This window comes from Streptomyces sp. CLV115 (assembly GCF_038448545.1).
GTDB lineage: Bacteria > Actinomycetota > Actinomycetes > Streptomycetales > Streptomycetaceae > Streptomyces > Streptomyces sanglieri.
Genome location: NZ_JBCEWQ010000055.1, coordinates 23,587 through 49,544 on the forward strand (window position 1 = coordinate 23,587; position 25,958 = coordinate 49,544).

A 25,958-nucleotide genomic window follows, 5' to 3' on the forward strand; every position below is an offset into this window, starting at 1 on the left:
TCCATGAACACGAGCACCACCGCCACCTGGGCCCTGCGCCCCGCCCTGCCCGAGGACATCGAGGCCCTGGCCGAACTCAGGGCCACCGCGATGCGTCCCGACCTGGAGCGGCTCGGGCGTTACGACGAGCACCGCGTACGCCGGCGGATGCGGGACGGCTACGTACCGGGGCACACCTCGGTCGTGATCGTGGACGGCGAGATCGCCGGGACCGTCACCCTGCGCCCGGTCGACAGTGGGCTGCGGCTGGAGAACTTCTGCCTCTCCCCCGCACTCCACGGACGCGGCACGGGCACCGCGGTGCTCCGCGCGCTGCTCGCGCGGGCCGACGAGCAGGGTGCGACCGTGCGGCTGGACGTGCTCCGGGGCAGCGCCGCCCGCGCACTCTACGAACGGCACGGGTTCACCGAGGAGCGCCAGGACCCGATCGATGTGTTCATGGTGCGTCCACCCGCGCGTTGAACTGCCTGGGTCACATCATCGGATATCCAGGCAACCCGCCTCCGGGAATCTCCGTCTATCCCCCCGCAGCAGCGGCTCGCCACCCGCCGCGACCTGCATGGATTCGGTACGCAGCACAGGGCCGTCCGGCCGCCCGCTGCGGGGGAAGTGGACGGAGCACGGCGTGACGGATCGACCCGCCCCGGGCGCAGCACGCCCGGGAATGCCGCGGCGCACCCTGCTGGCGGCGGCCGGCGCGACCGGCCTGGCGGCCCTCAGCGCCTGCACGGCGCCCTCGCCGCCCCGCCGCCGCGATCCGGCCGCGGACCCGATGCCCGGACTGCGGATAAGCACCTCGCACCCGGCCCTGATGATGCAGGTCCTCGCCCACCCGGACGACGACCTGTACTTCATGAACCCGGACACGCAGCAGGCCCTCGACGCCGGAACCCCGCTGGTCTGCGTCTATCTGACCGGCGGTGAGGCCACCGGCATAAACCGCATGCCGGGCCGGCCGGTGCCCGTGCCCGACAAGGCCGCGTACTCCTCCTCGCGCCACCAGGGTCTCCGCCAGGCGTACGCGACCCTGCTCGGCCTCGGCAGGTTCACCCCGTGGCAGAAGTCCGTCATCGAGCTGCACGGCGGCCACCGCGCCGAGATCGACACCCTCGCCGACCGCGGCCGGCGGGTCGAGCTGATCTTCATCAACACCGCCATGCACACCACCTACGGGCGGCTCGGCCTGCCCAGCCTCTGGCAGGACCGGCGGCTGGTGCTGCCGACCGTCGTCGCCGACGGCTCGCCGCTCAGGAAGGTGGGTTCGTACACCTACGACGGGCTGATCGACGTACTGGCCGGGCTGTTCGAGCGGTACCGGCCCAGCGTCCTGCACACCATGGACCCGGACCCCGACATCCAGCACAGCAGCGAGGCCGTCCGGCGCCGGGACAGCGAGCAGCAGGGCTACTCCGACCACCCCGACCACACCGCCGCGGCCCTGTTCACCTGGGCGTCGCTGATCCGGTGGGTGGCCCGGACCACCCGGGACGGCGGCCAGGTGCCGAGCTTCGCCACCGCGGCGTTCCGGGCCTACTACAACCGGCACTGGCCGAAGAACCTGCCGCCCGTCGTGCTGGCCGAGAAGGCGTCGCACCTGGTGCCGTACGGCGGCTCCGCGGACTGGCGGTGCGGCAATCCGGCGGGCTGCGGGGACTACAACGTCGGCGGCGACCGGCCGCTGACCAACCGGAAGGGCTGGGTGCGCTCCACCCACTACCGCTACCCGGGCCCCCGCCCCGCCGTCGCCGCCGAACCGGACAACCGGCTCGTCGCCTACGGGGTGCTGGGCCTGCGGGCGGTCCGGTGGCGCGAGAGCGCGCCGGGCAGCGGGGTGTGGGACGCGCCGGACGACCTCGGCGGCGGACCGCTCGCACCGGTGCTCGGGAGCGCGACGCTGCCGGACGGGCGCCATCTGCTCTTCGGGCTGCGGTTCTCGGCGATCGGCGGGCACGGCGCGGACAACGAGCGCGAGATCGTCGCGCTGGAGCAGCGCTCCCCCGGCGGCCCCTTCCGCGCCTGGCAGGGGCTGGGGAACCCGGTGCACGGCCACGACGGCGGGCGCCGGATCGGCGTCCCGGTCGCGGTCGCCGCGCCGGACGGGCGGGTGCATCTCTTCGTGCGGAACGCGGAGAAGGGCGTCAGCACCCGGGTACGGGACACGGCCGGCCGGTGGAGCCGGTGGCAGGACATGGGCGGCGGCGAGATCCAGGACGGGCTGAGCGCCGTGGTGGACTCCGAGGGGTGCGTCCATGTCTACGCGGCGGGCCGGTTCGCGGTGCACCACTGGACGCAGGACGCGCCCGGCGAGGCGCTGACCGCGCGCACCCAGATCTCCGGGGTGCCGGTGCCCGGGGACGGCCCGGCCGCGCTGCCCGGCGCGGACGGCACCGTCGAGCTGTTCTACCGGGCGGCGGCGAAGGCCGCCCTGACGACCGTACGGACCGGGGAGACGGCCGACGAGACCGGCATCGACGGGTTCGGGCGGCCGGTCGGGGGCCGGGCGGGCCTGGACGGTTACGGACCGGTGGCCGCCGCCGGTTCGCCGGGGGCCCCGGTGCTGCTCGGCCGCACCGCCTCGGGCCTCCTCCAGCTCCGTACGCCCGCCGGGCACTCCGTACGACGGCGCGGACCGGTGGCGCTGGACGGGCCGGCCCTGCACGTCGGGGAGGACGGACGGCCGACGGTGGTGGCGATGGGCCCGGACGCCCTGCCCTGGCTCTGGCGGCCCTGAGCGGTGCCCCCGCCGCACATGGTCCGCACATGAAGACATGAAGAAAAGGGCCCCGGTCCACCGCTCGCGCGGCGGGCCGGGGCCCTTCTCGGTGCTCTGTGCGGAGCAACCAGGTCAGACAGTCAGGTAATTACTTGACGATCTTGGTGACCTGGCCGGCGCCCACGGTCCGGCCACCCTCACGGATGGCGAACTTCAGGCCCTCTTCCATGGCGACGGGCTGGATCAGCGAGACGCTCATGACGGTGTTGTCGCCCGGCATGACCATCTCGGTGCCCTCGGGAAGGGTCACAACGCCCGTCACGTCCGTGGTACGGAAGTAGAACTGCGGGCGGTAGTTGTTGAAGAAGGGGGTGTGACGGCCACCCTCGTCCTTCGACAGGATGTAGGCCTGGGCCTCGAACTCGGTGTGCGGCGTGACCGAACCGGGCTTGATGATGACCTGGCCGCGCTCGACGTCCTCGCGCTTGATGCCACGGAGGAGCAGACCGACGTTCTCACCGGCCTGGCCCTCGTCGAGCAGCTTGCGGAACATCTCGATGCCGGTGACCGTGGTGGTGGTCTTCTCCTGCTTGATACCGACGATGTCGACGGTCTCGTTGACCTTCAGGATACCGCGCTCGATACGACCGGTGACGACGGTGCCACGACCGGTGATCGTGAAGACGTCCTCGATCGGCATCAGGAACGGCTTGTCGACGTCACGCTCGGGCTGCGGGATGTTCTCGTCGACGGCCTTCATCAGGTCGAGGACGGTCTGGCCCCACTCCTTGTCGCCCTCAAGAGCCTTGAGCGCCGAGACCTTGACGACCGGCAGGTCGTCGCCCGGGAACTCGTACTCGGAGAGGAGCTCACGGACCTCGAGCTCGACGAGCTCCAGGATCTCCTCGTCGTCCACCATGTCGGCCTTGTTCAGGGCGACGACGATGTACGGAACGCCGACCTGGCGGGCCAGGAGCACGTGCTCCTTGGTCTGCGGCATCGGGCCGTCGGTGGCGGCGACCACGAGGATGGCGCCGTCCATCTGCGCGGCACCCGTGATCATGTTCTTGATGTAGTCCGCGTGACCCGGGCAGTCGACGTGCGCGTAGTGACGCGACTCCGTCTGGTACTCGACGTGCGCGATCGAGATCGTGATACCGCGCTGGCGCTCCTCGGGAGCCTTGTCGATCTGGTCGAAGGCCGAGGCCTCGTTCAGGTCCGGGTACGCGTCGTGCAGCACCTTGGTAATGGCGGCCGTGAGGGTCGTCTTACCGTGGTCAATGTGACCGATGGTGCCGATGTTGACGTGCGGCTTAGTCCGCTCGAACTTCGCCTTCGCCACTGGGTCCTCCTGTGGAGTGGTTCTGTACGCCTTGCTTCATCGGCGCCAGGTGATCTTTGCTGGGATGCCGGTGCCGGGGGCAATCACCGCAGAACTTCCGCTCTGCGACGAATGCCCCACCAGGCTCCGGTGACAAGCCTAAAGCGTGAGCTCGGGAGAGTTACTCGCCCTTGGCCTTCGCGATGATCTCCTCGGCGACGTTCCGCGGAACCTCGGCGTAGGAGTCGAACTGCATCGAGTAGCTTGCGCGACCCGAGGTCTTGCTGCGGAGGTCTCCGACGTAGCCGAACATCTCCGAGAGGGGCACGAGGCCCTTCACGACGCGAGCGCCGCTGCGCTCCTCCATGGCCTGGATCTGGCCACGGCGGGAGTTGAGGTCACCGATGACATCGCCCATGTAGTCCTCGGGCGTGGTGACCTCGACGGCCATCATCGGCTCAAGGAGCACGGGGGACGCCTTGCGAGCACCCTCCTTGAACGCCTGCGAACCGGCGATCTTGAAGGCGAGCTCGGAGGAGTCGACCTCGTGGTAACCACCGTCGAGAAGGGTGACGCGGACGCCCACCATCTCGTAGCCGGCCAGGATGCCGAACTGCATGGCTTCCTGGGCACCCGCGTCCACCGAGGGGATGTACTCACGGGGGATGCGGCCACCGGTGACCTTGTTGACGAACTCGTAGGACGCGTCGCCACCCTCGATGGGCTCAAGGGCGATCTGCACCTTCGCGAACTGGCCGGTACCACCAGTCTGCTTCTTGTGCGTGTAGTCGATGCGCTCGACGGCCTTGCGGATCGTCTCGCGGTACGCGACCTGCGGCTTGCCGACGTTCGCCTCGACGCGGAATTCGCGCTTCATGCGGTCGACGAGCACTTCAAGGTGAAGCTCGCCCATACCACCGATGATGGTCTGGCCGGTCTCCTCGTCGGAGTGCACCTGGAAGGACGGGTCCTCCTCGGAGAGGCGCTGGATGGCGACACCCAGCTTCTCCTGGTCACCCTTGGACTTGGGCTCGATGGCGACCTGGATGACCGGCGCCGGGAAGTCCATGGACTCCAGGATGACCGGGTTCTTGTCGTCGCACAGCGTCTCACCGGTGGTGGTCTGCTTCAGGCCCATGACGGCGATGATGTCACCGGCGCCCACCGACGCGATCTCCTCACGCTTGTTCGCGTGCATGCGGTAGATCTTGCCGATGCGCTCCTTCTTGCCCTTGACGGAGTTCAGCACCGCGGTGCCGGCCTCCAGGCGACCGGAGTAGATCCGGACGAAGGTGAGCTTGCCGAGGTGCGGGTCGCTCGCGATCTTGAACGCCAGGCCGGAGAACGGCTCGTCGTCCGAGGGCTTGCGCTCGATGACCTTCTCCGGGTCCTTGGGGTCGTGGCCTTCGATGGCCTCGACGTCCAGGGGGGAGGGCAGGTAGCGGACGACCGCGTCGAGCAGGGGCTGGACGCCCTTGTTCTTGAACGCGGTGCCACAGAACACCGGGGTGACGGTGACGGAGTCGGCGCCGCCCTTCGATGCGAGGGTGATCCGGCGGATGGCCTCGTGCAGCTGCTCCTGGGTGGGCTCGTTGCCCTCCAGGTACAGCTCCATCATGGCGTCGTCGTTCTCGGCCACGGCCTCAAGGAGCTTGCCGCGCCATTCCGCGGCGGACTCCTTCAGGTTGTCCGGGATCTCGACGACGTTGTACATCTCGCCCTTGGCGGCCTCTTCCGGGTACACGAAGGCCTGCATCGACACGAGGTCGACGACGCCCGTGAAGTCGGCCTCCGCGCCGATCGGAAGCTGCATGACGATCGGGGTCGCGCCGAGGCGGTCCACGATCATCTGGACGCAGCGCAGGAAGTCGGCGCCCGTGCGGTCGAGCTTGTTGACGAAGCAGATACGCGGCACGCCGTAGCGGTCCGCCTGACGCCAGACGGTCTCGGACTGCGGCTCGACGCCCGCCACACCGTCGAACACGGTGACGGCGCCGTCGAGGACGCGGAGCGAACGCTCCACCTCGACGGTGAAGTCGACGTGACCCGGGGTGTCGATGATGTTGATGGTGTGGTCAACATCATTGAGCGGCCAGTGGCAGGTCGTCGCGGCGGACGTGATCGTGATGCCGCGCTCCTGCTCCTGCTCCATCCAGTCCATCGTGGCAGCGCCGTCGTGGACTTCACCGATCTTGTACGAGACGCCGGTGTAGAACAGGATCCGCTCAGTGGTGGTCGTCTTGCCCGCGTCGATGTGGGCCATGATCCCGATGTTGCGGACCTTGGCCAGGTCAAGCGAAGTGGTGGCCATAAGGCTCAATCTTCTCTCGGTCTCGATGTGGGTAGCGACTACCAGCGGTAGTGCGCGAAGGCCTTGTTGGACTCGGCCATCTTGTGGGTGTCCTCACGCTTCTTGACAGCAGCGCCAAGACCGTTGGAGGCGTCGAGCAGCTCGTTCATGAGGCGCTCGGTCATGGTCTTCTCACGGCGGGCGCGGGAGTAACCCACGAGCCAGCGCAGTGCGAGGGTGGAGGCGCGACCGGGCTTGACCTCGATCGGCACCTGGTAGGTGGCGCCACCGACACGGCGGGACTTGACCTCAAGCGAGGGCTTGACGTTCTCAAGCGCGCGCTTCAGCGTGATGACCGGGTCGTTGCCGGTCTTCTCGCGGAGGCCCTCCATGGCGCCGTACACGATTCGCTCGGCGGTGGAGCGCTTGCCGTCCAGCAGGATCTTGTTGATCAGCGAGGTGACAAGAGGAGAGCTGTAGACCGGGTCGATGATGACCGGGCGCTTCGGGGCGGGGCCCTTACGAGGCATTCTTACTTCTCCTTCTTGGCGCCGTAGCGGCTGCGGGCCTGCTTGCGGTTCTTGACACCCTGGGTGTCGAGCGAGCCGCGGATGATCTTGTAACGAACACCCGGCAGGTCCTTCACACGGCCACCACGCACGAGCACGATGGAGTGCTCCTGCAGGTTGTGTCCCTCACCCGGGATGTAGGCCGTGACCTCGATACCGGAGGTCAGACGCACACGCGCGACCTTACGGAGGGCCGAGTTCGGCTTCTTCGGGGTGGTCGTGAACACACGCGTGCAGACGCCGCGGCGCTGGGGCGAACCCTCGAGCGCGGGCGTCTTGTTCTTCTCGACCTTGTCCTGCCGGCCCTTCCGGACCAGCTGCTGGATCGTAGGCACTACTTCTCCGGTTTCTGTGTGCCGTTCGTGAAACTAACCTGGAACGTCACCGACCCACGCGGTCGGGTGTGTCGAATACTGCAGGCTTCTGCCGCAAGGCAGAAGGAGCGCAGATTGCGGTAGCCACTGACGGACTCGCCATGCGGTTGAGGACACGCACACGAGCCCAGGCACACCCCAGGCACAAGGTCTGAGCGTACCTACCTCGTCGACTCCGGTCAAAACAAATGCTGTCCGCCACGACACGCCGGACCGTGTGCCCGGCTTGTCCCGACCCGTACCTGTGGCTTCCCGCGCCCCGAAGGCCGTCCACAGCCCCGCACAGGGCCTCCGGGCCCCACTCCCGGCAGCCGGGCCGCTCAGGCCGCCGGGAAGGACGTGACGTATCACACGCCGGAGGGCGGCCACCCCGTACGAAACGGGGTGACCGCCCTCCGGTCGGTCAAGCGACTCGCCTACTGGTTGTACGGACCGTAGTCGTAGTCCTCCAGCGGAACGGCCTGGCCGGAGCCCGTGCCGAACGGCGAGTAGTCGATGTCGTCGTAGCCGACGGCCGAGTACATCGCGGCCTTGGCCTCCTCGGTCGGCTCGACCCGGATGTTGCGGTAGCGGGACAGGCCCGTACCGGCCGGGATGAGCTTACCGATGATGACGTTTTCCTTGAGGCCGATGAGGCTGTCGGACTTGGCGTTGATCGCCGCATCCGTCAGGACTCGGGTCGTCTCCTGGAAGGAGGCGGCCGACAGCCAGGATTCCGTCGCCAGCGAGGCCTTGGTGATACCCATCAGCTGCGGACGGCCGGAGGCGGGGTGACCGCCCTCGGTGACCACACGACGGTTCTCGGTCTCGAACTTCGAGCGCTCGACGAGCTCGCCCGGCAGCAGCTCCGCGTCGCCGGACTCGATGATCGTCACGCGGCGCAGCATCTGCCGGATGATGATCTCGATGTGCTTGTCGTGGATCGACACACCCTGCGAGTTGTAGACCTTCTGGACCTCGCCGACCAGGTGGACCTGGACCGCGCGCTGACCGAGGATCCGCAGCACGTCGTGCGGGTTGGTGGCACCCACGGTGAGCTTCTGGCCCACCTCGACGTGGTCGCCCTCGCCCACCAGCAGACGGGCGCGCTTCGAGATCGGGAACGGGATCTCGTCGCTGCCGTCGTCCGGCGTGACCACGAGCTTCTTGGTCTTCTCGGTCTCCTCGATCCGGACCCGGCCCGCGGACTCCGAGATCGGGGCGACACCCTTGGGCGTACGGGCTTCGAAGAGCTCGACGACTCGGGGCAGACCCTGGGTGATGTCGTCACCGGCCACACCACCGGTGTGGAAGGTACGCATCGTCAGCTGGGTACCGGGCTCACCGATGGACTGGGCGGCGATGATGCCGACCGCCTCACCGATGTCGACCAGCTTGCCGGTGGCGAGCGAGCGTCCGTAGCAGAAGGCACAGGTGCCGACCGCGGACTCACAGGTCAGGACCGAACGGGTCTTGACCTCCTCGACGCCGGCGCCCACCAGGGCGTCGATCAGGACGTCACCGAGGTCGACGTTGGCAGGCGCGATGACCTTGCCGTCCACCACGACGTCCTCGGCGAGCATGCGGGCGTAGACCGAGGTCTCGACGTCCTCCGTCTTGCGGAGCACGCCGTCCGCACCCTTGACGGCGATCTTCAGCTTGAGGCCGCGGTCGGTGCCGCAGTCCTCCTCGCGAATGATCACGTCCTGCGAGACGTCCACCAGACGACGGGTCAGGTAACCCGAGTCGGCGGTACGCAGGGCGGTGTCCGCCAGCCCCTTACGGGCACCGTGCGTGGAGATGAAGTACTCCAGAACGGTGAGGCCCTCACGGAAGGACGCCTTGATGGGACGCGGGATCGTCTCGTTCTTGGCGTTGGACACCAGACCACGCATACCGGCGATCTGACGCATCTGCATCATGTTTCCTCGGGCACCCGAGTCAACCATCATGAAGATGGGGTTCGTCTTGGGGAAGTTCGCGTTCATCGCCTCGGCAACCTCGTTGGTCGCCTTGGTCCAGATCGCGATGAGCTCCTGCGTGCGCTCGTCCTTGGTGATCAGACCGCGCTCGTACTGCTTCTGGACCTTCTCGTCCTGCGCCTCGTAGCCGGCGACGATCGCCTTCTTGGCCTCGGGGACCACGACGTCGGAGATGGCCACGGTGACACCGGAACGGGTCGCCCAGTGGAAGCCGGCCGCCTTCAGGTTGTCGAGCGTCGCCGCCACGATGACCTTGGGGTAGCGCTCGGCGAGGTCGTTGACGATCTCGGAGAGCTGCTTCTTGCCGACCGAGTAGTCGACGAACGGGTAGTCCTCGGGCAGCAGCTCGTTGAAGAGCGCGCGGCCCAGGGACGTACGCAGCCGGAACGTGTCGCCCTGCTGGTACTCCTGCTCGCCTTCCTCGGCGACCGGCGGCACCCAGCCACGCGGCGGGATGGTGCCCACCGGGAAGCGGATGTCGACCTTCGCCTGGAGCGACAGCTCGCGGGCGTCGAAGGCCATGATCGCCTCGGCCGTGGAGCCGAAGGAGCGGCCCTGGCCGATGACCTCGCGCTCCTCCTCGTCCGTGGTGAGGAAGAACAGGCCCAGCACCATGTCCTGGGTCGGCATGGTGACGGGACGACCGTCGGCCGGCTTCAGGATGTTGTTCGAGGACAGCATCAGGATGCGGGCCTCGGCCTGCGCCTCCGCGGAGAGCGGCAGGTGCACGGCCATCTGGTCACCGTCGAAGTCCGCGTTGAACGCGGTGCAGACGAGCGGGTGGATCTGGATGGCCTTGCCCTCGACCAGCTGCGGCTCGAAGGCCTGGATGCCGAGGCGGTGCAGCGTCGGCGCACGGTTCAGGAGAACCGGGTGCTCGGCGATGACCTCTTCCAGGACGTCGTACACGACCGTGCGGCCGCGCTCGACCATGCGCTTGGCCGACTTGATGTTCTGCGCGTGGTTCAGGTCGACCAGGCGCTTCATCACGAACGGCTTGAAGAGCTCCAGTGCCATGGCCTTCGGCAGACCGCACTGGTGCAGCTTGAGCTGCGGGCCGACGACGATCACGGAACGCGCGGAGTAGTCCACACGCTTGCCGAGAAGGTTCTGACGGAATCGACCCTGCTTGCCCTTCAGCATGTCGCTGAGGGACTTGAGCGGGCGGTTGCCGGGACCGGTGACCGGGCGACCACGACGACCGTTGTCGAAGAGGGCGTCAACAGCCTCCTGAAGCATGCGCTTCTCGTTGTTGACGATGATCTCCGGAGCGCCCAGGTCCAGCAGACGCTTCAGACGGTTGTTGCGGTTGATCACACGGCGGTACAGGTCGTTCAGGTCGGAGGTCGCGAAGCGGCCACCGTCCAGCTGCACCATCGGACGCAGGTCCGGCGGGATGACCGGCACGCAGTCGAGCACCATGCCCTTGGGCTTGTTGCTGGTCTGCAGGAACGCGGAGACGACCTTGAGGCGCTTGAGCGCACGGGTCTTCTTCTGGCCCTTGCCGGTGCGGATGATCTCGCGGAGGCGCTCGGCCTCCTCGTCGAGGTCGAAGGACTCCAGGCGCTTCTGCAGGGCGGCGGCGCCCATGCAGCCGTCGAAGTACGTGCCGAAGCGGTCACGCAGCTCGCGGTAGAGCAGCTCGTCGCCCTCCAGGTCCTGGACCTTGAGGTTCTTGAAGCGGCTCCACACCTCGTCGAGACGGTCGATCTCGCGCTGCGCGCGGTCGCGCAGCTGCTTCATCTCGCGCTCGGCACCTTCGCGCACCTTGCGGCGCACGTCGGCCTTGGCGCCCTCGGCCTCCAGCTCGGCCAGGTCGGTCTCAAGCTTCTTGGCACGGGCTTCGAGGTCGGCGTCGCGGCGGTTCTCGATCTGCTGACGCTCGACGGAGACGTGCGCCTCCAGCGACGGCAGGTCGCGCGTACGGCGCTCCTCGTCCACGAACGTGATCATGTACGCGGCGAAGTAGATGACCTTTTCCAGGTCCTTCGGCGCGAGGTCGAGCAGGTAGCCCAGGCGCGACGGGACGCCCTTGAAGTACCAGATGTGGGTGACGGGAGCGGCAAGCTCGATGTGACCCATGCGCTCACGGCGCACCTTGGCGCGCGTGACCTCGACGCCACAGCGCTCACAGATGATGCCCTTGAAGCGGACACGCTTGTACTTGCCGCAGTAGCACTCCCAGTCCCGGGTCGGACCGAAGATCTTCTCGCAGAAGAGTCCGTCCTTTTCGGGCTTGAGCGTGCGGTAGTTGATGGTCTCCGGCTTCTTCACTTCGCCGTGGGACCAGGTCCGGATGTCGTCCGCGGTGGCAAGGCCGATCCGCAGCTCGTCGAAGAAGTTGACGTCGAGCACTTGTCGTCAATCCCTCTTTCGGGGGTTCGAGCCCCCTCGCGTCAGGCGAGAAATCGGGGCACTTCAGCAATGGTCTGAACGGGTCCGGGGAGAGCCGGCCGGATCACTGGGATCCGGCCGGCCAACCCGTCAGACCTCTTCGACGCTGCTCGGCTCGCGCCGGGACAGGTCGATACCGAGCTCCTCCGCCGCGCGGAAGACGTCCTCGTCCGTGTCGCGCATCTCGATGGACATGCCGTCCGAGGACAGCACCTCCACGTTGAGGCAGAGCGACTGCATTTCCTTGATGAGCACCTTGAAGGACTCGGGGATGCCGGGCTCGGGGATGTTCTCGCCCTTGACGATGGCCTCGTAGACCTTCACGCGGCCGGTCACGTCGTCGGACTTGATCGTCAGGAGCTCCTGGAGGGCGTATGCGGCACCGTATGCCTCAAGGGCCCACACCTCCATCTCACCGAATCGCTGACCACCGAACTGAGCCTTACCACCCAGCGGCTGCTGGGTGATCATGGAGTACGGACCCGTCGAACGAGCGTGCAGCTTGTCGTCGACGAGGTGGTGCAGCTTGAGGATGTACATGTAGCCGACCGAGACCGGGTCCGGGAACGGCTCGCCGGAGCGGCCGTCGAACAGCTTGGCCTTGCCGGAGGGCTGCACCAGGCGGTCGCCGTCGCGGTTCGGGATCGTGGCCTCGAAGAGACCGGAGATCTCGTCCTCGCGCGCACCGTCGAAGACGGGGGTGGCGACGTTGGTGCCGGGGGCGACCTGGTCGGCGCCGATGGACTGCAGGCGCTTGGCCCACTCGTCACCGAGGCCGGAGACGTCCCAGCCGCGGCTGGCGAGCCAGCCGAGGTGGATCTCCAGGACCTGTCCCGGGTTCATTCGGGACGGGACACCCAGCGGGTTGAGGATGATGTCGACCGGGGTGCCGTCCTCCAGGAACGGCATGTCCTCGATCGGCAGGATCTTCGAGATGACGCCCTTGTTGCCGTGACGGCCGGCGAGCTTGTCACCGTCGGTGATCTTGCGCTTCTGCGCGACGTAGACGCGGACCAGCTGGTTCACGCCCGGCGGCAGCTCGTCGCCCTCTTCGCGGTCGAAGACGCGGACGCCGATGACCTTGCCGATCTCACCGTGCGGCACCTTCAGCGAGGTGTCGCGCACCTCGCGCGCCTTCTCACCGAAGATCGCGCGGAGCAGACGCTCCTCGGGGGTCAGCTCGGTCTCACCCTTGGGCGTGACCTTGCCGACGAGGATGTCGCCGGCGACGACCTCGGCACCGATACGGATGATGCCGCGCTCGTCGAGATCGGCGAGGACCTCCTCGGAGACGTTCGGGATGTCCCGGGTGATCTCCTCCGGGCCGAGCTTGGTGTCACGGGCGTCGACCTCGTGCTCCTCGATGTGGATCGAGGAGAGGACGTCGTCCTGCACGAGGCGCTGCGACAGGATGATCGCGTCCTCGTAGTTGTGACCCTCCCACGGCATGAACGCCACGAGCAGGTTCTTGCCGAGGGCCATCTCACCGAACTCGGTGGCCGGACCGTCGGCGAGGACCTGGTCGGCGATGACCCGGTCGCCCTCGGAGACGACGACCTTCTGGTTGACCGAGGTGCCCTGGTTGGAGCGCATGAACTTGGCGATGCGGTACGTGGTGTACGTACCGTCGTCGTTCGTGACGGTGATGTAGTCCGCGGAGACCTCCTGGACCACACCGTCCTTCTCGGCCTTGAGCACGTCGCCGGCGTCGGTGGCGCAGCGGTACTCCATGCCGGTGCCGACGAGCGGGGCCTCGGACTTGATCAGCGGCACCGCCTGACGCATCATGTTCGCGCCCATGAGGGCACGGTTGGCGTCGTCGTGCTCCAGGAACGGGATCATCGCGGTCGCGACGGACACCATCTGGCGCGGCGAGACGTCCATGTAGTCGACGTCCGTGCCGGGCACGTAGTCGACCTCGCCGCCACGGCGGCGGACCAGCACGCGGGACTCGGCGAACCGGAGCTCGTCGGTCAGCGGCGCGTTGGCCTGCGCGATGACGAAGCGGTCCTCCTCGTCGGCGGTCAGGTAGTCGACCTCGTCGGTGACCTGGTCGTCGACGACCTTGCGGTACGGCGTCTCGATGAAGCCGAACGCGTTGATCCGGCCGTAGGAGGCCAGCGAGCCGATCAGACCGATGTTCGGGCCTTCGGGCGTCTCGATCGGGCACATGCGGCCGTAGTGCGAGGGGTGCACGTCACGGACTTCGAAGCCGGCCCGCTCACGGGAGAGACCACCGGGGCCGAGCGCGTTGAGACGACGCTTGTGCGTCAGGCCCGACAGCGGGTTGTTCTGGTCCATGAACTGGGACAGCTGGCTGGTGCCGAAGAACTCCTTGATGGAGGCGACGACCGGCCGGATGTTGATCAGGGTCTGCGGCGTGATCGCCTCGACGTCCTGGGTGGTCATGCGCTCGCGCACGACGCGCTCCATACGGGCGAGACCCGTACGGACCTGGTTCTGGATCAGCTCGCCGACGTTGCGGATGCGACGGTTGCCGAAGTGGTCGATGTCATCGGTCTCGACCATGATCGAGCGACCGGACTCGCCGACCGTCTCGGTCTCACCGGCGTGCAGCTTGACCAGGTACTTGATCGTCGCGATGACGTCGTCGCTGGTGAGCACACCGGCGTCGAGCGGCTCGTCGGCGCCGAGCTTCTTGTTCACCTTGTAGCGGCCGACCTTCGCGAGGTCGTAGCGCTTCGGGTTGAAGTAGAGGTTCTCCAGCAGCGTCTGAGCGGCCTCACGGGTGGGCGGCTCACCCGGACGCAGCTTGCGGTAGATGTCGAGCAGCGCGTCGTCCTGGCCCTGGGTGTGGTCCTTCTCCAGGGTGGCGCGCATGGACTCGTACTCGCCGAACTCCTCCAGGATCTGCTCGGTCGTCCAACCGAGAGCCTTCAGGAGAACGGTGACGGACTGCTTGCGCTTGCGGTCGATACGGACACCGACCATGTCGCGCTTGTCGATCTCCATCTCCAGCCAGGCACCCCGGGACGGGATGATCTTGGCGGAGAAGATGTCCTTGTCGGACGTCTTGTCGATGGAGGAGTCGAAGTAGACACCCGGCGAGCGGACCAGCTGCGACACGACGACACGCTCGGTGCCGTTGATGACGAAGGTGCCCTTGTTGGTCATGAGCGGGAAGTCGCCCATGAAGACCGTCTGGGACTTGATCTCGCCGGTCTCGTTGTTGGTGAACTCGGCGGTGACGAAGAGCGGGGCGGCGAACGTGAAGTCGCGCTCCTTGCACTCGTCGATCGAGTTCTTCGGGGGCTCGAAGCGGTGGTCGCGGAAAGTCAGCGACATCGACCCGGAGAAGTCCTCGATCGGCGAGATCTCCTCGAAGATCTCTTCCAGGCCGGACTTGGTCGGGACGTTCTGTCCACTGTCCAGAGCAGCCTCGACGCGAGCCTTCCATGCGGCATTGCCGAGGAGCCAGTCGAAGCTCTCGGTCTGCAGCGCGAGGAGGTTCGGAACCTCGAGGGGCTCCTTGATCTTTGCAAAGGAGATGCGCAGCGGGGCGGTGCTGGCACCGTTGTTCGTATTCGCGGTCGAGGCGTTGCGCGAGGCGGCCAAGAGGGGGTCCTTCCGAGGGCTCGGACTCACTACGCGCGTACCGGTCCCAAGCCGGACACGGAGACAGTCGGTTCCTGATTCGACCGAATAAGGCCAGGTCAGAGACGATCAGTCATCGGTGCTCAAGCGAGGGCATGCCCCTGGTGACGGGCAGGAGGCAGCTAACAGGCAGCGCAAAGGGTCAGTGTAGCCAAACGGCACACTGATGTCCAGTCGGGGTTCTCAGAGACCCACGTTGCTCTCAACAGCTGTTCTCAACACCTATGTGTAGACCTTGCGCGTGGTGCGCTCTTCTTTACTGCCCGCTTCGCCCACGATCCATGCCTCGGATTCGGATCGATGTGACGACGCGTCCTGAGAATTGCGCGCCGCGTGCGGTTCGTCAAGGCCCCCCTGCGGGGACAACGCCCCGAGGTCCGCACCCGACCGCCTCCCGGCGCCGGCCGGCCGTCCCGGAGAGGCAACGGCGAAGATCACCATACTCGTCGCCACCGGAAGAGCAAGGCAGCCGCCTCGGGTACGCCGAAGGGCGACCACCCGGATGGGTGATCGCCCTTCGTGTGATGACGTCCGTGCCGTACGGCAGGAGGCGTCAGGAGGAGTCAGCAGACTCCCTGAGTCACTTGACCTCGACGGAAGCGCCGGCGGCCTTGAGGGACTCGGCAGCCTTCTCGGCGGCCTCCTTGGCGACCTTCTCGAGGACCGGCTTCGGGGTGCCGTCGACGAGGTCCTTGGCCTCCTTCAGACCCAGCGAGGTCAGCTCACGCACGACCTTGATGACCTGGATCTTCTTCTCGCCGGCGCCGGTGAGGATGACGTCGAACTCGTCCTGCTCCTCGGCGGCCTCGGCAACGGCGCCCGGGCCGGCCGGACCGGCGACGGCGACGGCCGCGGCGGCGGTGACGTCGAACTTCTCCTCGAAGGCCTTCACGAACTCGGAGAGCTCGATGAGGGTCATCTCTTCGAACTGCGCGAGCAGGTCGTCCTGGGACAGCTTCGCCATGATGGCGTCCTTCCACTAATTCGGCAGGTGCCGGATGTACATGTAGGCGGGCGTACGTTCGGCCCGCTGCGACCGTCTCCCTAGTGGGCGGCGGTCATTGCGCGAGCCGAGTTACTCGGCACCGCCCTGCTCTTCGAGCTTGACGCGAAGCGCCTCCGCGGTGCGGACGAACTTCGACGGCAGCGCCTGGAAGAGCGAAGCAGCCTGGGACTGCTTGCCCTTGAAGGCACCGGCCAGCTTGCTGAGCAGAACCTCGCGGGACTCGAGGTCCGCAAGCTTCTTGATCTCATCGGCGGACAGCGCCTTACCGTCAAGGACACCGCCCTTGATGATCAGGTTCGGGTTCTCCTTGGCGAAGTCACGAAGACCCTTCGCCGACTCCACCGGGTCACCGGTGATGAAGGCAACCGCCGTCGGACCAGTGAACTGGTCGTCCAGCGAAGTGATCCCGGCCTCGTTGGCCGCAATCTTGGTCAGCGTGTTCTTCACCACGGCGTACTGGGCGTTCTCACCGAGCGAACGACGCAGCGTCTTGAGCTGCGCCACGGTGAGACCCCGGTACTCGGTCAGCACAGCGGCGTTCGAGCTGCGGAACTGGTCCGCGAGCTCGGCTACCGCGGCAGCCTTGTCGGGCCTTGCCATGAGCGTCGGCCTCCTTCCGGGTGATGAGGACCGCTCAGAAGGGGCCGGGAAAGACGAAACGCCCCGGCGCAGGCGCCAGGGCGTAGCTCGACCGAAAGAATCCGGGAGCTTTCCACAGTCACCTGCGCAGGTCGCCCGTACTCAACGGATCCTTCGGTCACTGTTCCCTCTTGCGAGAGCACAGCAACGACCAGCGGTCTTTGGCTTCTGTAGGAGAGTACGCGACCGGGGTCGCGCCGAGCAAATCCGTCCCGTTCAATGCGGTGGATGAGGTTTAGGACGCGCCCGCGCCCGCACCCTGCTGCTGCTTCAGGAGCTCGGCGAAGTCGACCGTGTCCGAGGCCGGCGGCTGCTCGACGGAGACCTTCGTCCCGTAGTCGCTGTAGTACACCGTGGAGTTGAGCTCGCCGGTCTTCATCTGGCCGCGCTCGGTCTTCTTGACCAGCAGGTCGTTGTCGTCGACCCAGATGTCGACCGTCTCCGTGGTGATGCCGGCGTCGCTCAGCTGCTTCTTCAGCTGTTCCAGCTGGTCGGCGTCGAGCTCGGAGTTCTTCGCGGTCAGCGCGGCGACGTCGACGGTGCCGGAGTAGTGCGTGGCGGAGACGCCCCGCACGTCCTCCTTGCCGACCTTCTTGACGTCGCCGGAGGCCAGCAGCGACTTCACTCCCTGGTCGGGGGTGGTGTTCTGCATCTGCTGCTTCATCGCCTCGCCGGAGGCACCCGCCATCTTGGCGAGGTCGGCGTAGCCGTAGTTGATCCAGTGCTTGCCGCCGGTCTGCTTCGCGAAGCCGTCGCCCATGTTGACGACGTATCCGTCCTTGAAGTAGCGGGCCTGCATCGTGCCGGTGCCACCGGTCTGCTTCATGGCGTCCGCCATGCTGCCGCCGGTGTACGTGATCTCCATGGTGCCGGTGAGGCCGTCGGTCCAGTCGATGACACCGGTCTGCTCCATGGACATGGTGGTGCCCATCTGAGTGGTGCCCTCGACCTTCGCGGAGTTCTCCCCGCCGGTCTTCTTCTGCACGTCGAGCAGCGCGGCTATCGGGTCGGCCTTGACGACGCCGCTGCCCTGCTTGTCGCTCTTGCCGCTGTCCGATCCGCTGCAGGCCGCGACCGACGTCAGCGCCGCTGCCGCCGCCACCGACAGACACACGCGTCGCACGGTACTGGTCCTCATGTCAGCTTCCACCCCTCGTTCGGCTCTGTCGGGGCCTCACGCTAACGCACGGGTCCGACAGGGCCTCCGGCAATACGGATACAAGGACGGGCCCCGCACCTCGAAAGGTTGCGGGGCCCGTCCATGTCACACGTGACGCGGCTTGCTGCCGAGCGCTGGGGCTCAGACTGCGGCCGGGTCCTCCTCGACGAGGAGGTTACGGGTGCGGTTGGCGTCCAGCGGGATGCCGGGGCCCATCGTGGTGGCCAGGGTGGCCTTCTTGATGTAGCGGCCCTTGGCGGCGGACGGCTTCAGACGGAGGATCTCCTCCAGCGCCGCTGCGTAGTTCTCCACCAGCTTGGTGTCGTCGAACGACGTCTTGCCGATGATGAAGTGCAGGTTCGAGTGCTTGTCGACGCGGAACTCGATCTTGCCGCCCTTGATGTCGTTGACAGCCTTCACGACGTCGGGGGTGACGGTGCCGGTCTTCGGGTTCGGCATCAGACCACGCGGACCGAGCACGCGGCCGAGGCGGCCGACCTTGCCCATGAGGTCCGGAGTGGCGACGACGGCGTCGAAGTCCAGACGGCCCTTCGCCACCTCGTCGATGAGCTCGTCGGCGCCGACGATGTCGGCTCCAGCGGCTTCCGCGGCCGCAGCACGGTCACCGGTCGCGAAGACCAGGACCCGGGCGGTCTTGCCGGTGCCGTGCGGGAGGTTCACGGTGCCACGGACCATCTGGTCGGCCTTGCGCGGGTCGACACCCAGGCAGAACGCGACCTCGACGGTGCCGTCGAACTTCGTGGAGGCGGTGTCCTTGGCGAGACGGACGGCTTCGAGCGGCGCGTAGTTGCGCGACCGGTCGACCTTGGCGTCCGCAGCGCGGAGGTTCTTGCTGCGCTTCACTTCTACTCCTGTGGGTTTCAGGGTGTGGAGTCGTGGTGCGGGCCAGCGCTTGGCCCTACCACTGAGGATCTGAGGGGCTGAATCAGCCTTCGACCGTGATGCCCATGGAACGGGCGGTGCCAGCGATGATCTTCGACGCGGCGTCGAGGTCGTTGGCGTTCAGGTCGGGGAGCTTCGTCGTGGCGATCTCACGGACCTGGGCAGCCGTCAGCTTGGCAACCTTGGTCTTGTGCGGCTCGCCGGAGCCCTTCTCCACGCCCGCGGCCTTGAGGATCAGCTTCGCGGCCGGCGGAGTCTTGGTCACGAAGGTGAAGGAACGGTCCTCGTAGACCGTGATCTCCACCGGCACGACCATGCCACGCTGCGACTCGGTCGCGGCGTTGTAGGCCTTGCAGAACTCCATGATGTTGACGCCGTGCTGGCCGAGCGCGGGGCCGACCGGCGGGGCCGGGTTGGCCGCACCGGCGTTGATCTGGAGCTTGATCAGCCCCGTGACCTTCTTCTTCTTGGGAGGCATTGCTCTCTCCGGGTCCTAGTGAGAGTGTTTCGCCGCCTTCCGGTCATCCGGATGGAGGCATACCGCACAACGATAACGGGTATAGCTGCGCGACCAAAAACCAAGCAGGTCAGACGGGCTTTGCAGCCGGTCTGACCTGCTCGGTAGGCATGTGTCCAGAGACTGGCGGAATACCGCTAGTTCTTCTGGATCTGGTCGAAGCTGAGCTCGACCGGGGTCTCGCGGCCGAAGATCTCGACGAGACCCTTGACCTTCTTCGAGTCGGCGTTGATCTCGTTGATCGTCGCCTGCAGCGTCGCGAACGGGCCGTCGGTGACGGTGACCGAGTCGCCGACCTCGAAGTCGAGCACCTGAACCTCGACCTTGCGGGCCGGAGCCGGCTTGCCCTCGGCCTCGGCGGCCTCGCGGGCGGCCTTCTCCTCGGCCTCCGGGGCGAGCATCTTGACGATCTCGTCCAGGGTCAGCGGGTACGGGTCGTAGGCGTTGCCCACGAAGCCGGTGACGCCGGGGGTGTTGCGGACGACGCCCCAGGACTCGTTCGTCAGGTCCATGCGCACCAGGACGTAGCCCGGGAGCTTGTTCTGGCGGACGTTCTTGCGCTCGCCGTTCTTGATCTGGACGATCTCTTCCTCGGGCACTTCGGCCTGGTAGATGAAGTCCTCGACGTTGAGCGAGACGGCGCGCTGCTCCAGGTTGGCCTTCACGCGCTTCTCGTAGCCGGCGTACGTGTGGATGACGTACCACTCGCCGGGAAGGCCGCGCAGCTCGTCGCGCAGGGCGGTGACGGCATCGACGGGCTCGGCCGGCTCGGCCGCTTCCTCGTCGTCCTCGTCGCTCTCGGATTCGGCGTCGGCCTCCGCGGCCTCTTCCTCGTCCTCGGCGTGCACGGCGGCCTGCTCGGCGGGCTCACCCGCGGCGGCGTCGGCAGCTTCGGCCTGGTCCGGCTCCTCGGCGTCCGCCGCCTCGACGATGTCGAGCTCGTCCTCGGCGGACTCGAAGGCGCCCGCCGTCGGCTCGACGGCGTCGTTCAGGTTCGGGTCAGACACGGTGGCTGCTTCTTCCTGGATACAAATGGGTGGAACATGCGAAAGGGGCGCCCATGAGGCGCCCTCCGCGGGATCAGCCGAAGACGTACTTGATGACCCGCTGGAATCCGAAGTCAATCACGGTAACCAGACCGATCATGACGACGACGAAGACAATCACCACACTGGTGTATGTCGTCAGCTGGCTGCGGGTCGGCCAGACGACCTTGCGCAACTCGGCGACGATCTGGCGGTAGAAGAGCGCGAGACGGCCCAGAGGGCCCTTCTTTCCGCGCTTGCCGCCCTTCCGGGTCTTCTTCTTCGACTCGGGTACTTCATCCTCGGCATCAGGCATGTCGATGGAGCCCACGGCGTCCGTCACGCTTCTCACCTGATTCCGGGTCATGGCCGTGCCGCGCCCGGTGGAGCCGCACGGCGGTGCATTGAAGTACGTACATGCGCACACATCCTGGCGAAGGAGTGTGTAGCAGGGCCGGAGGGACTTGAACCCCCAACCGCTGGTTTTGGAGACCAGTGCTCTACCAATTGAGCTACGACCCTTTGTGGTTTCCACCAACCTACCGCATCTCCCCGGACGGCCCGGGTGCAGGAACGGTGCGGCTGGTGAAGGCCAACGACAGGTGAGTGTACGTGTTCAGCGGCCCGGCGTCGAACAGATAGCTCCCGACCGCTCCTGTTCGCATGTTGTCCGCATGCTGTCCGAGTCGTGTCCGGTCCCTGAAACCGTTGTGCCGACAGGGATCACGGTCTGGAACCATGGGGACCATGAGCGCTGCAACTTCCCCCTCCGAGCGCCGGGTCTCCGCCCGCATCGGTGCGATCTCCGAGTCCGCCACCCTCGCCGTGGACGCCAAGGCAAAGGCCCTCAAGGCCGCCGGCCGTCCGGTGATCGGCTTCGGTGCCGGTGAGCCCGACTTCCCGACCCCCGGCTACATCGTCGACGCCGCGGTCGAGGCCTGCCGCAACCCGAAGTACCACCGCTACACCCCGGCAGGAGGGCTCCCGGAGCTCAAGTCCGCCATCGCGGAGAAGACGCTGCGCGACTCCGGCTACGAGGTCGACGCCTCGCAGATCCTGGTGACCAACGGCGGGAAGCAGGCGATCTACGAGGCGTTCGCCGCGATCCTCGACCCGGGCGACGAGGTCATCGTCCCCGCCCCGTACTGGACCACCTACCCCGAGTCGATCCGGCTGGCCGGCGGTGTCCCGGTGGAGGTCGTGGCCGACGAGACGACCGGCTACCGGGTCTCCGTCGAGCAGCTGGAGGCGGCGCGCACCGAGCGCACCAAGGTCGTCCTGTTCGTCTCGCCCTCGAACCCGACCGGCGCCGTGTACAGCGAGGCCGACGCCGAGGCGATCGGCCACTGGGCCGTCGAGCACGGCCTGTGGGTGCTGACCGACGAGATCTACGAGCACCTGGTCTACGGGGACGCGAAGTTCACCTCGCTGCCCGCGATCGTGCCCGAGCTGCGTGACAAGTGCATCGTGGTCAACGGCGTCGCCAAGACGTACGCGATGACCGGCTGGCGGGTGGGCTGGATCGTCGGTCCGAAGGACGTCGTCAAGGCCGCGACCAACCTCCAGTCGCACGCCACGTCCAACGTCTCCAACGTGGCCCAGGTCGCCGCGCTGGCCGCCGTCTCCGGGAGCCTGGACGCGGTCGCCGAGATGCGCACCGCCTTCGACCGCCGCCGCAAGCTCATCGTGCGGATGCTCAACGAGATCGACGGCGTGTTCTGCCCGGAGCCCGAGGGCGCGTTCTACGCCTACCCGACGGTGAAGGACCTGCTCAGCAAGGAGATCCGCGGCCGGCGCCCGGCCACCTCGGTCGAGCTGGCGGCGCTGATCCTGGACGAGGCCGAGGTCGCGGTCGTACCGGGCGAGGCCTTCGGCACGCCGGGCTACCTGCGGCTCTCGTACGCGCTGGGCGACGACGACCTCGTCGAGGGCGTCTCGCGGCTCCAGAAGCTGCTGGGCGAGGCCAGGGCCTAGTACGTCCCGCGTTCGGGGGCCAACCCGATGGGGAAAGCGGCTACCGCTCGACCCCGGATGTGCGGCAGGATCTTGGAATGGAGCGTGATGTACGGCTGTTGCCCAAGGCCCACCTGCACCTGCATTTCACCGGGTCGATGCGGCCGACGACCCTGCTCGAACTCGCCGACAAGTACGGCGTGCACCTGCCCGATGCCCTGACCGGCGGCGAGCCGCCGAAGCTGCGGGCCACGGACGAGCGCGGATGGTTCCGCTTCCAGCGGCTCTACGACATCGCCCGGTCCTGTCTCAGGTCCCCCGAGGACATTCAGCGGCTGGTGCGCGAGACGGCCCAGGAGGACGTCGCGGACGGCTCGGGCTGGCTGGAGATCCAGGTCGACCCCACCTCGTACGCGCCGCTGCTCGGCGGACTGATCCCGGCGATCGAGATCATCCTGGACGCGGTGGACAGCGCCTCGCGCGGGACCGGGCTGCCGATCCGGGTGGTGATCGCGGCGAACCGGATGAAGCATCCGCTGGACGCCCGGACGCTCGCCCGGCTCGCGGTGCGGTACGCGGACCGGGGCGTGGTCGGATTCGGGCTCTCCAACGACGAGCGGCGCGGGATGGCCCGCGACTTCGACCGCGCCTTCGCCATCGCCCGGGAGGGCGGCCTGCTCGCCGCACCGCACGGGGGCGAGCTGTCGGGCCCGTCCAGCGTCCGGGACTGCCTGGACGACCTCGACGCGGCCCGGGTCGGGCACGGGGTGCGGGCGGCGGAGGACCCCCGGCTGATGCGCCGGCTGGCGGAGGCCGGGGTGACCTGCGAGGTGTGCCCCGCGTCGAACGTGGCGCTCGGCGTCTACGAGAAGCCCGCCGACGTACCGCTGCGCAAACTGTTCGAGGCCGGGGTGCCGATGGCGCTGGGCGCGGACGATCCGCTGCTCTTCGGTTCCCGGCTGGCCGCGCAGTACGACCTGGTGCGGCGCCACCACGCGTTCACCGACGAGGAACTGGCCGAGCTGGCCCGGCAGTCGGTCCGGGGCTCCGCCGCACCGGCTCCGGTGCGGGCGCAGCTCCTGGCGGGCGTCGACGACTGGCTGGCGAAGCCCGCGGGGTAGGGCTCCGGATCAGGCGCCGACGCCGCGCATCAGCGTGCTCGCCAGGGACGCGGCGAACTCGTCGAGGGGCTGCGGCGGCTCTCCGTCCGCCGTGGCCTCGTAGGCGAAGGCGCGTTGTGCGCAGGCCCCCATCAGCAGCGAAGCGGCCGCGTAGGTGTCCGCGTCGGCGCGGACCCGGCCGGCCGCCTGTTCGGAGCGCAGATAGGCGTCCAGGCCCCTGATGGGCATGTGCGGGCCGGTGCCGAGCTCCCGCATCGCCTCGTTGTGGCGTTCCTTGAGCCTGGGCTCGGCGTACAGCGAGGCGGCGATCGGGAAGCTCTGCTCGTAGAAGAGCGCGGCCTGGCGGGCGATCTCGGTGAGGTTCTGCTCGACGCTCCGCTCCCCCGCCCCGGGTGACACGACAAGCCGTTTCAGCAGCGGGTTGAGCCTGGGAAGCCGCTCCTTGAGCACCGTCACGAACAGCTCTTCCTTGCTCGCGAAGTGCTTGTAGAGCGCGGCCTCCGAGCAGCCCGCGGCCCTGGCGATCTCCTTGGTGGTGGCGCGGGCCAGGCCGATGGTGAGCATCAGCTGATGGGCGGCGTCGATGACGCGGACGCGGGCCGGCTTCTGCTCCATGCGTACTCCAACGAGGCTTGACGAGGTGGTGAGTATCCACTCACTCTAGGGGTGAGTGAATACTTACCCACCCTGGGAGGGTGCGCAATGAGGATCACGGTGTTCGGCGCCACGGGCGGCGTCGGTCAGGAGATCGTCCGCCAGGCGCTGGCGGCGGGCCACGAGGTGACGGCGGTGGTCCGCGACCCGGCGCGGCTGCCCGTCCCGCTCTCCGACGTACGGGTCCACACCGTCGCGCGCATGGACGACCCGGAGGCGCTGCGCGAGGCGGTCGCGGGCCGGGACGCGGTGCTCTCCGCGCTCGGCTCGCGCGGCCGGAAGGCGGACGGGGTCGCCGAGCGGCTCACCGGGTCGGTGCTGGCCGCGATGGAGGCGGAGGGGGTACGGCGGCTGCTGGTCGTCAGCGCGGCCCCGGTCGGCCCCCGGCCGGCCGACGACCCGCTGCCGGACCGGCTGGCCCGCAAGGTGATCGGGGCGGTCCTCAAGGAGGTCTACGCGGACCTGACGCTGATGGAGGCCGCGCTGGCCCGGAGCGCGACGGACTGGACGTCCGTACGGCCGCCGAAGCTCACCGACGGGCCGCTGACGGGGAAGTACCGGACGGTCGTCGGCGGCGCTCCGCGCAGCGGCCGGACCATCTCGCGGGCCGATGTGGCGCACGCGATGCTGGCCCTGACCGACGACCCGGCGTCGGTGAAGCAGGGCGTGGGCGTGGCGTACTGAGCGGGCCGGGGCCCGCCCCGCGCGGCCTACAGGCTCACGCCGACCGTCACCGGTTCGTTGACGAGCGTGACGCCGAATGCCTCGCGGACCCCTGCGACGACCTCGCGGGCGAGCGCGAGGAGGTCCTCGGTGGCCGCCTCGCCGCGATTGGTGAGGGCGAGGGTGTGCTTGGTGGAGATGCGGGCCGGGCCGGCGCCGTACCCCTTGGTGAAACCGGCCTTGTCGATGAGCCAGGCCGCGGAGGTCTTGACGCGTCCCCCGTCCGCGGGGAAGGCGGGGGGCGTCGCCCCCGGGCCGAGCCGGTCCGCGGCGCGGGTGAGGAACGCCGCGTACTCCGCCTCCGTCAGGATCGGGTTGGTGAAGAAGGAGCCGGCCGACCAGGTGTCGTGGTCGGCCGGGTCCAGCACCATGCCCTTGCCGGCGCGGAGCCCGAGCACGGTCTCGCGGGCGGCCGCCGCGGGCACCCGCTCGCCCTGTTCGACGCCCATGGCGCGGGCCGTCTCGGCGTACTTCAGCGGCGCGGACAGGCCGCCCGCGTCCTCCAGCTCGAAGCGGACCCTCAGCACCACGAAACGGTCGGGTTCGGCCTTGAAACGACTGTGCCGGTACGAGAACGCGCACTCGGCGTTCGGAATGGTGACCGTTTCCTCGGTGTGCCGGTCGTAGGCGACGACCTCCGTGATGGTGGAGGAGACCTCCTGGCCGTACGCGCCGACGTTCTGGATCGGGGTCGCACCCGCGGATCCCGGGATTCCGGCCAGGCATTCGATGCCCGCGAGACCGGCTTCGACGGTACGGGCCACGGCGTCCGTCCAGATCTCCCCGGCGGCGAGCTCCAGTGCCGTGCCGTCCAGCGCGAAGCCCTCGGTGGCGATGCGCAGGGCGGTGCCGTCGAAGCCCTTGTCGCCGATGACCAGGTTGCTGCCGCCGCCGATGACGAGCAGCGGAGTGCCGCTCCCGTCCGCCTCGCGCACGGCTTCGATCACCTCGGCGTCGGTCGTCGCCGTGAGGAGGCGGGTGGCGGGGCCGCCCAGCCGGAAGGTGGTCAGGGGGGCGAGGG

Annotated in this window: 20 protein-coding genes and 1 tRNA gene; 5 read left to right on the forward strand and 16 right to left on the reverse strand. The window is 67.9% G+C overall.

Annotated features, from left to right (window positions below; all coding sequences use genetic code 11):
* Positions 1-3 precede the first annotated feature (3 nt).
* Both AADR41_RS20155 and AADR41_RS20160 read left to right on the forward strand, forming a co-directional pair.
* Positions 4-462 carry a GNAT family N-acetyltransferase gene (locus tag AADR41_RS20155; protein ID WP_342282785.1) on the forward strand — a complete coding sequence of 153 codons (459 nt, stop codon included), beginning with the start codon at positions 4-6 and terminating at the stop codon, positions 460-462.
* A 202-nt stretch (positions 463-664) separates the two neighbouring features.
* A complete protein-coding gene (locus AADR41_RS20160) occupies positions 665-2,731 on the forward strand; it encodes a PIG-L family deacetylase (RefSeq protein ID WP_342282796.1) in 2,067 nt (688 codons plus the stop codon).
* A gap of 130 nt (positions 2,732-2,861) precedes the next feature.
* On the opposite strand, the gene tuf is transcribed toward AADR41_RS20160, so the two are convergent.
* The 14 genes from tuf to AADR41_RS20230 all read right to left on the reverse strand — a co-directional run bounded on the left by tuf (position 2,862) and on the right by AADR41_RS20230 (position 21,008).
* Positions 2,862-4,055, reverse strand: coding sequence for an elongation factor Tu (gene tuf, locus AADR41_RS20165; protein ID WP_072485548.1), 1,194 nt, complete (start codon positions 4,053-4,055; stop codon positions 2,862-2,864).
* A 160-nt stretch (positions 4,056-4,215) separates the two neighbouring features.
* Complete coding sequence (fusA, locus tag AADR41_RS20170) at positions 4,216-6,345, reverse strand: elongation factor G (protein ID WP_342282786.1); 2,130 nt, start codon at positions 6,343-6,345, stop codon at positions 4,216-4,218.
* A gap of 38 nt (positions 6,346-6,383) precedes the next feature.
* Positions 6,384-6,854, reverse strand: coding sequence for a 30S ribosomal protein S7 (gene rpsG / locus AADR41_RS20175; protein ID WP_007445917.1), 471 nt, complete (start codon positions 6,852-6,854; stop codon positions 6,384-6,386).
* A gap of 2 nt (positions 6,855-6,856) precedes the next feature.
* The gene (rpsL, locus tag AADR41_RS20180) at positions 6,857-7,228 is read right to left on the reverse strand and encodes a 30S ribosomal protein S12 (protein ID WP_003948652.1); all 372 of its coding nucleotides are present in this window, start codon (positions 7,226-7,228) and stop codon (positions 6,857-6,859) included.
* Positions 7,229-7,683: 455 nt separating this feature from the next.
* The gene (locus tag AADR41_RS20185) at positions 7,684-11,583 is read right to left on the reverse strand and encodes a DNA-directed RNA polymerase subunit beta' (protein WP_342282787.1); all 3,900 of its coding nucleotides are present in this window, start codon (positions 11,581-11,583) and stop codon (positions 7,684-7,686) included.
* Between the two features lie 129 nt (positions 11,584-11,712).
* Entirely contained in the window at positions 11,713-15,198 is a 3,486-nt protein-coding gene (rpoB, locus tag AADR41_RS20190) for a DNA-directed RNA polymerase subunit beta (protein ID WP_342282788.1), read from the reverse strand.
* Between the two features lie 619 nt (positions 15,199-15,817).
* Positions 15,818-16,201 carry a 50S ribosomal protein L7/L12 gene (gene rplL, locus AADR41_RS20195; protein WP_010058811.1) on the reverse strand — a complete coding sequence of 128 codons (384 nt, stop codon included), beginning with the start codon at positions 16,199-16,201 and terminating at the stop codon, positions 15,818-15,820.
* Between the two features lie 111 nt (positions 16,202-16,312).
* Positions 16,313-16,843, reverse strand: coding sequence for a 50S ribosomal protein L10 (rplJ, locus tag AADR41_RS20200; protein WP_093540771.1), 531 nt, complete (start codon positions 16,841-16,843; stop codon positions 16,313-16,315).
* 274 nt (positions 16,844-17,117) lie between these two features.
* Positions 17,118-18,020 carry a hypothetical protein gene (locus AADR41_RS20205; protein ID WP_342282789.1) on the reverse strand — a complete coding sequence of 301 codons (903 nt, stop codon included), beginning with the start codon at positions 18,018-18,020 and terminating at the stop codon, positions 17,118-17,120.
* 162 nt (positions 18,021-18,182) lie between these two features.
* Positions 18,183-18,905, reverse strand: coding sequence for a 50S ribosomal protein L1 (gene rplA, locus AADR41_RS20210; protein WP_093540773.1), 723 nt, complete (start codon positions 18,903-18,905; stop codon positions 18,183-18,185).
* Between the two features lie 82 nt (positions 18,906-18,987).
* Positions 18,988-19,422, reverse strand: a complete 435-nt coding sequence (gene rplK / locus AADR41_RS20215; protein ID WP_006126872.1) for a 50S ribosomal protein L11 — start codon at positions 19,420-19,422, stop codon at positions 18,988-18,990.
* Positions 19,423-19,598: 176 nt separating this feature from the next.
* Complete coding sequence (gene nusG, locus AADR41_RS20220; protein ID WP_342282790.1) at positions 19,599-20,468, reverse strand: transcription termination/antitermination protein NusG; 870 nt, start codon at positions 20,466-20,468, stop codon at positions 19,599-19,601.
* Positions 20,469-20,541: 73 nt separating this feature from the next.
* Entirely contained in the window at positions 20,542-20,829 is a 288-nt protein-coding gene (gene secE, locus AADR41_RS20225; protein ID WP_072485564.1) for a preprotein translocase subunit SecE, read from the reverse strand.
* A 106-nt stretch (positions 20,830-20,935) separates the two neighbouring features.
* Positions 20,936-21,008: transfer RNA gene (locus AADR41_RS20230), tRNA-Trp, on the reverse strand.
* Positions 21,009-21,233: 225 nt separating this feature from the next.
* On the opposite strand from AADR41_RS20230, the gene AADR41_RS20235 reads away from it, so the two are divergent.
* Positions 21,234-22,460 (forward strand): pyridoxal phosphate-dependent aminotransferase, encoded by a 1,227-nt coding sequence (locus tag AADR41_RS20235; protein WP_342282791.1) that lies wholly within the window; start codon positions 21,234-21,236, stop codon positions 22,458-22,460.
* A gap of 77 nt (positions 22,461-22,537) precedes the next feature.
* Complete coding sequence (locus tag AADR41_RS20240; protein WP_342282792.1) at positions 22,538-23,560, forward strand: adenosine deaminase; 1,023 nt, start codon at positions 22,538-22,540, stop codon at positions 23,558-23,560.
* 9 nt (positions 23,561-23,569) lie between these two features.
* Here AADR41_RS20240 and AADR41_RS20245 read toward each other — a convergent pair whose 3' ends face one another.
* Positions 23,570-24,175, reverse strand: a complete 606-nt coding sequence (locus AADR41_RS20245) for a TetR/AcrR family transcriptional regulator (protein ID WP_342282793.1) — start codon at positions 24,173-24,175, stop codon at positions 23,570-23,572.
* An 87-nt stretch (positions 24,176-24,262) separates the two neighbouring features.
* Here AADR41_RS20245 and AADR41_RS20250 point away from each other — a divergent pair, with 87 nt between their 5' ends.
* On the forward strand, positions 24,263-24,898 hold the full coding sequence (locus AADR41_RS20250) for an NAD(P)-dependent oxidoreductase (protein WP_342282794.1): 636 nt from the start codon (positions 24,263-24,265) through the stop codon (positions 24,896-24,898).
* Between the two features lie 26 nt (positions 24,899-24,924).
* On the opposite strand, the gene AADR41_RS20255 is transcribed toward AADR41_RS20250, so the two are convergent.
* On the reverse strand, positions 24,925-25,958 hold a 1,034-nt coding region (locus AADR41_RS20255; protein WP_342282795.1), incomplete at its 5' end, for a UDP-N-acetylmuramate dehydrogenase.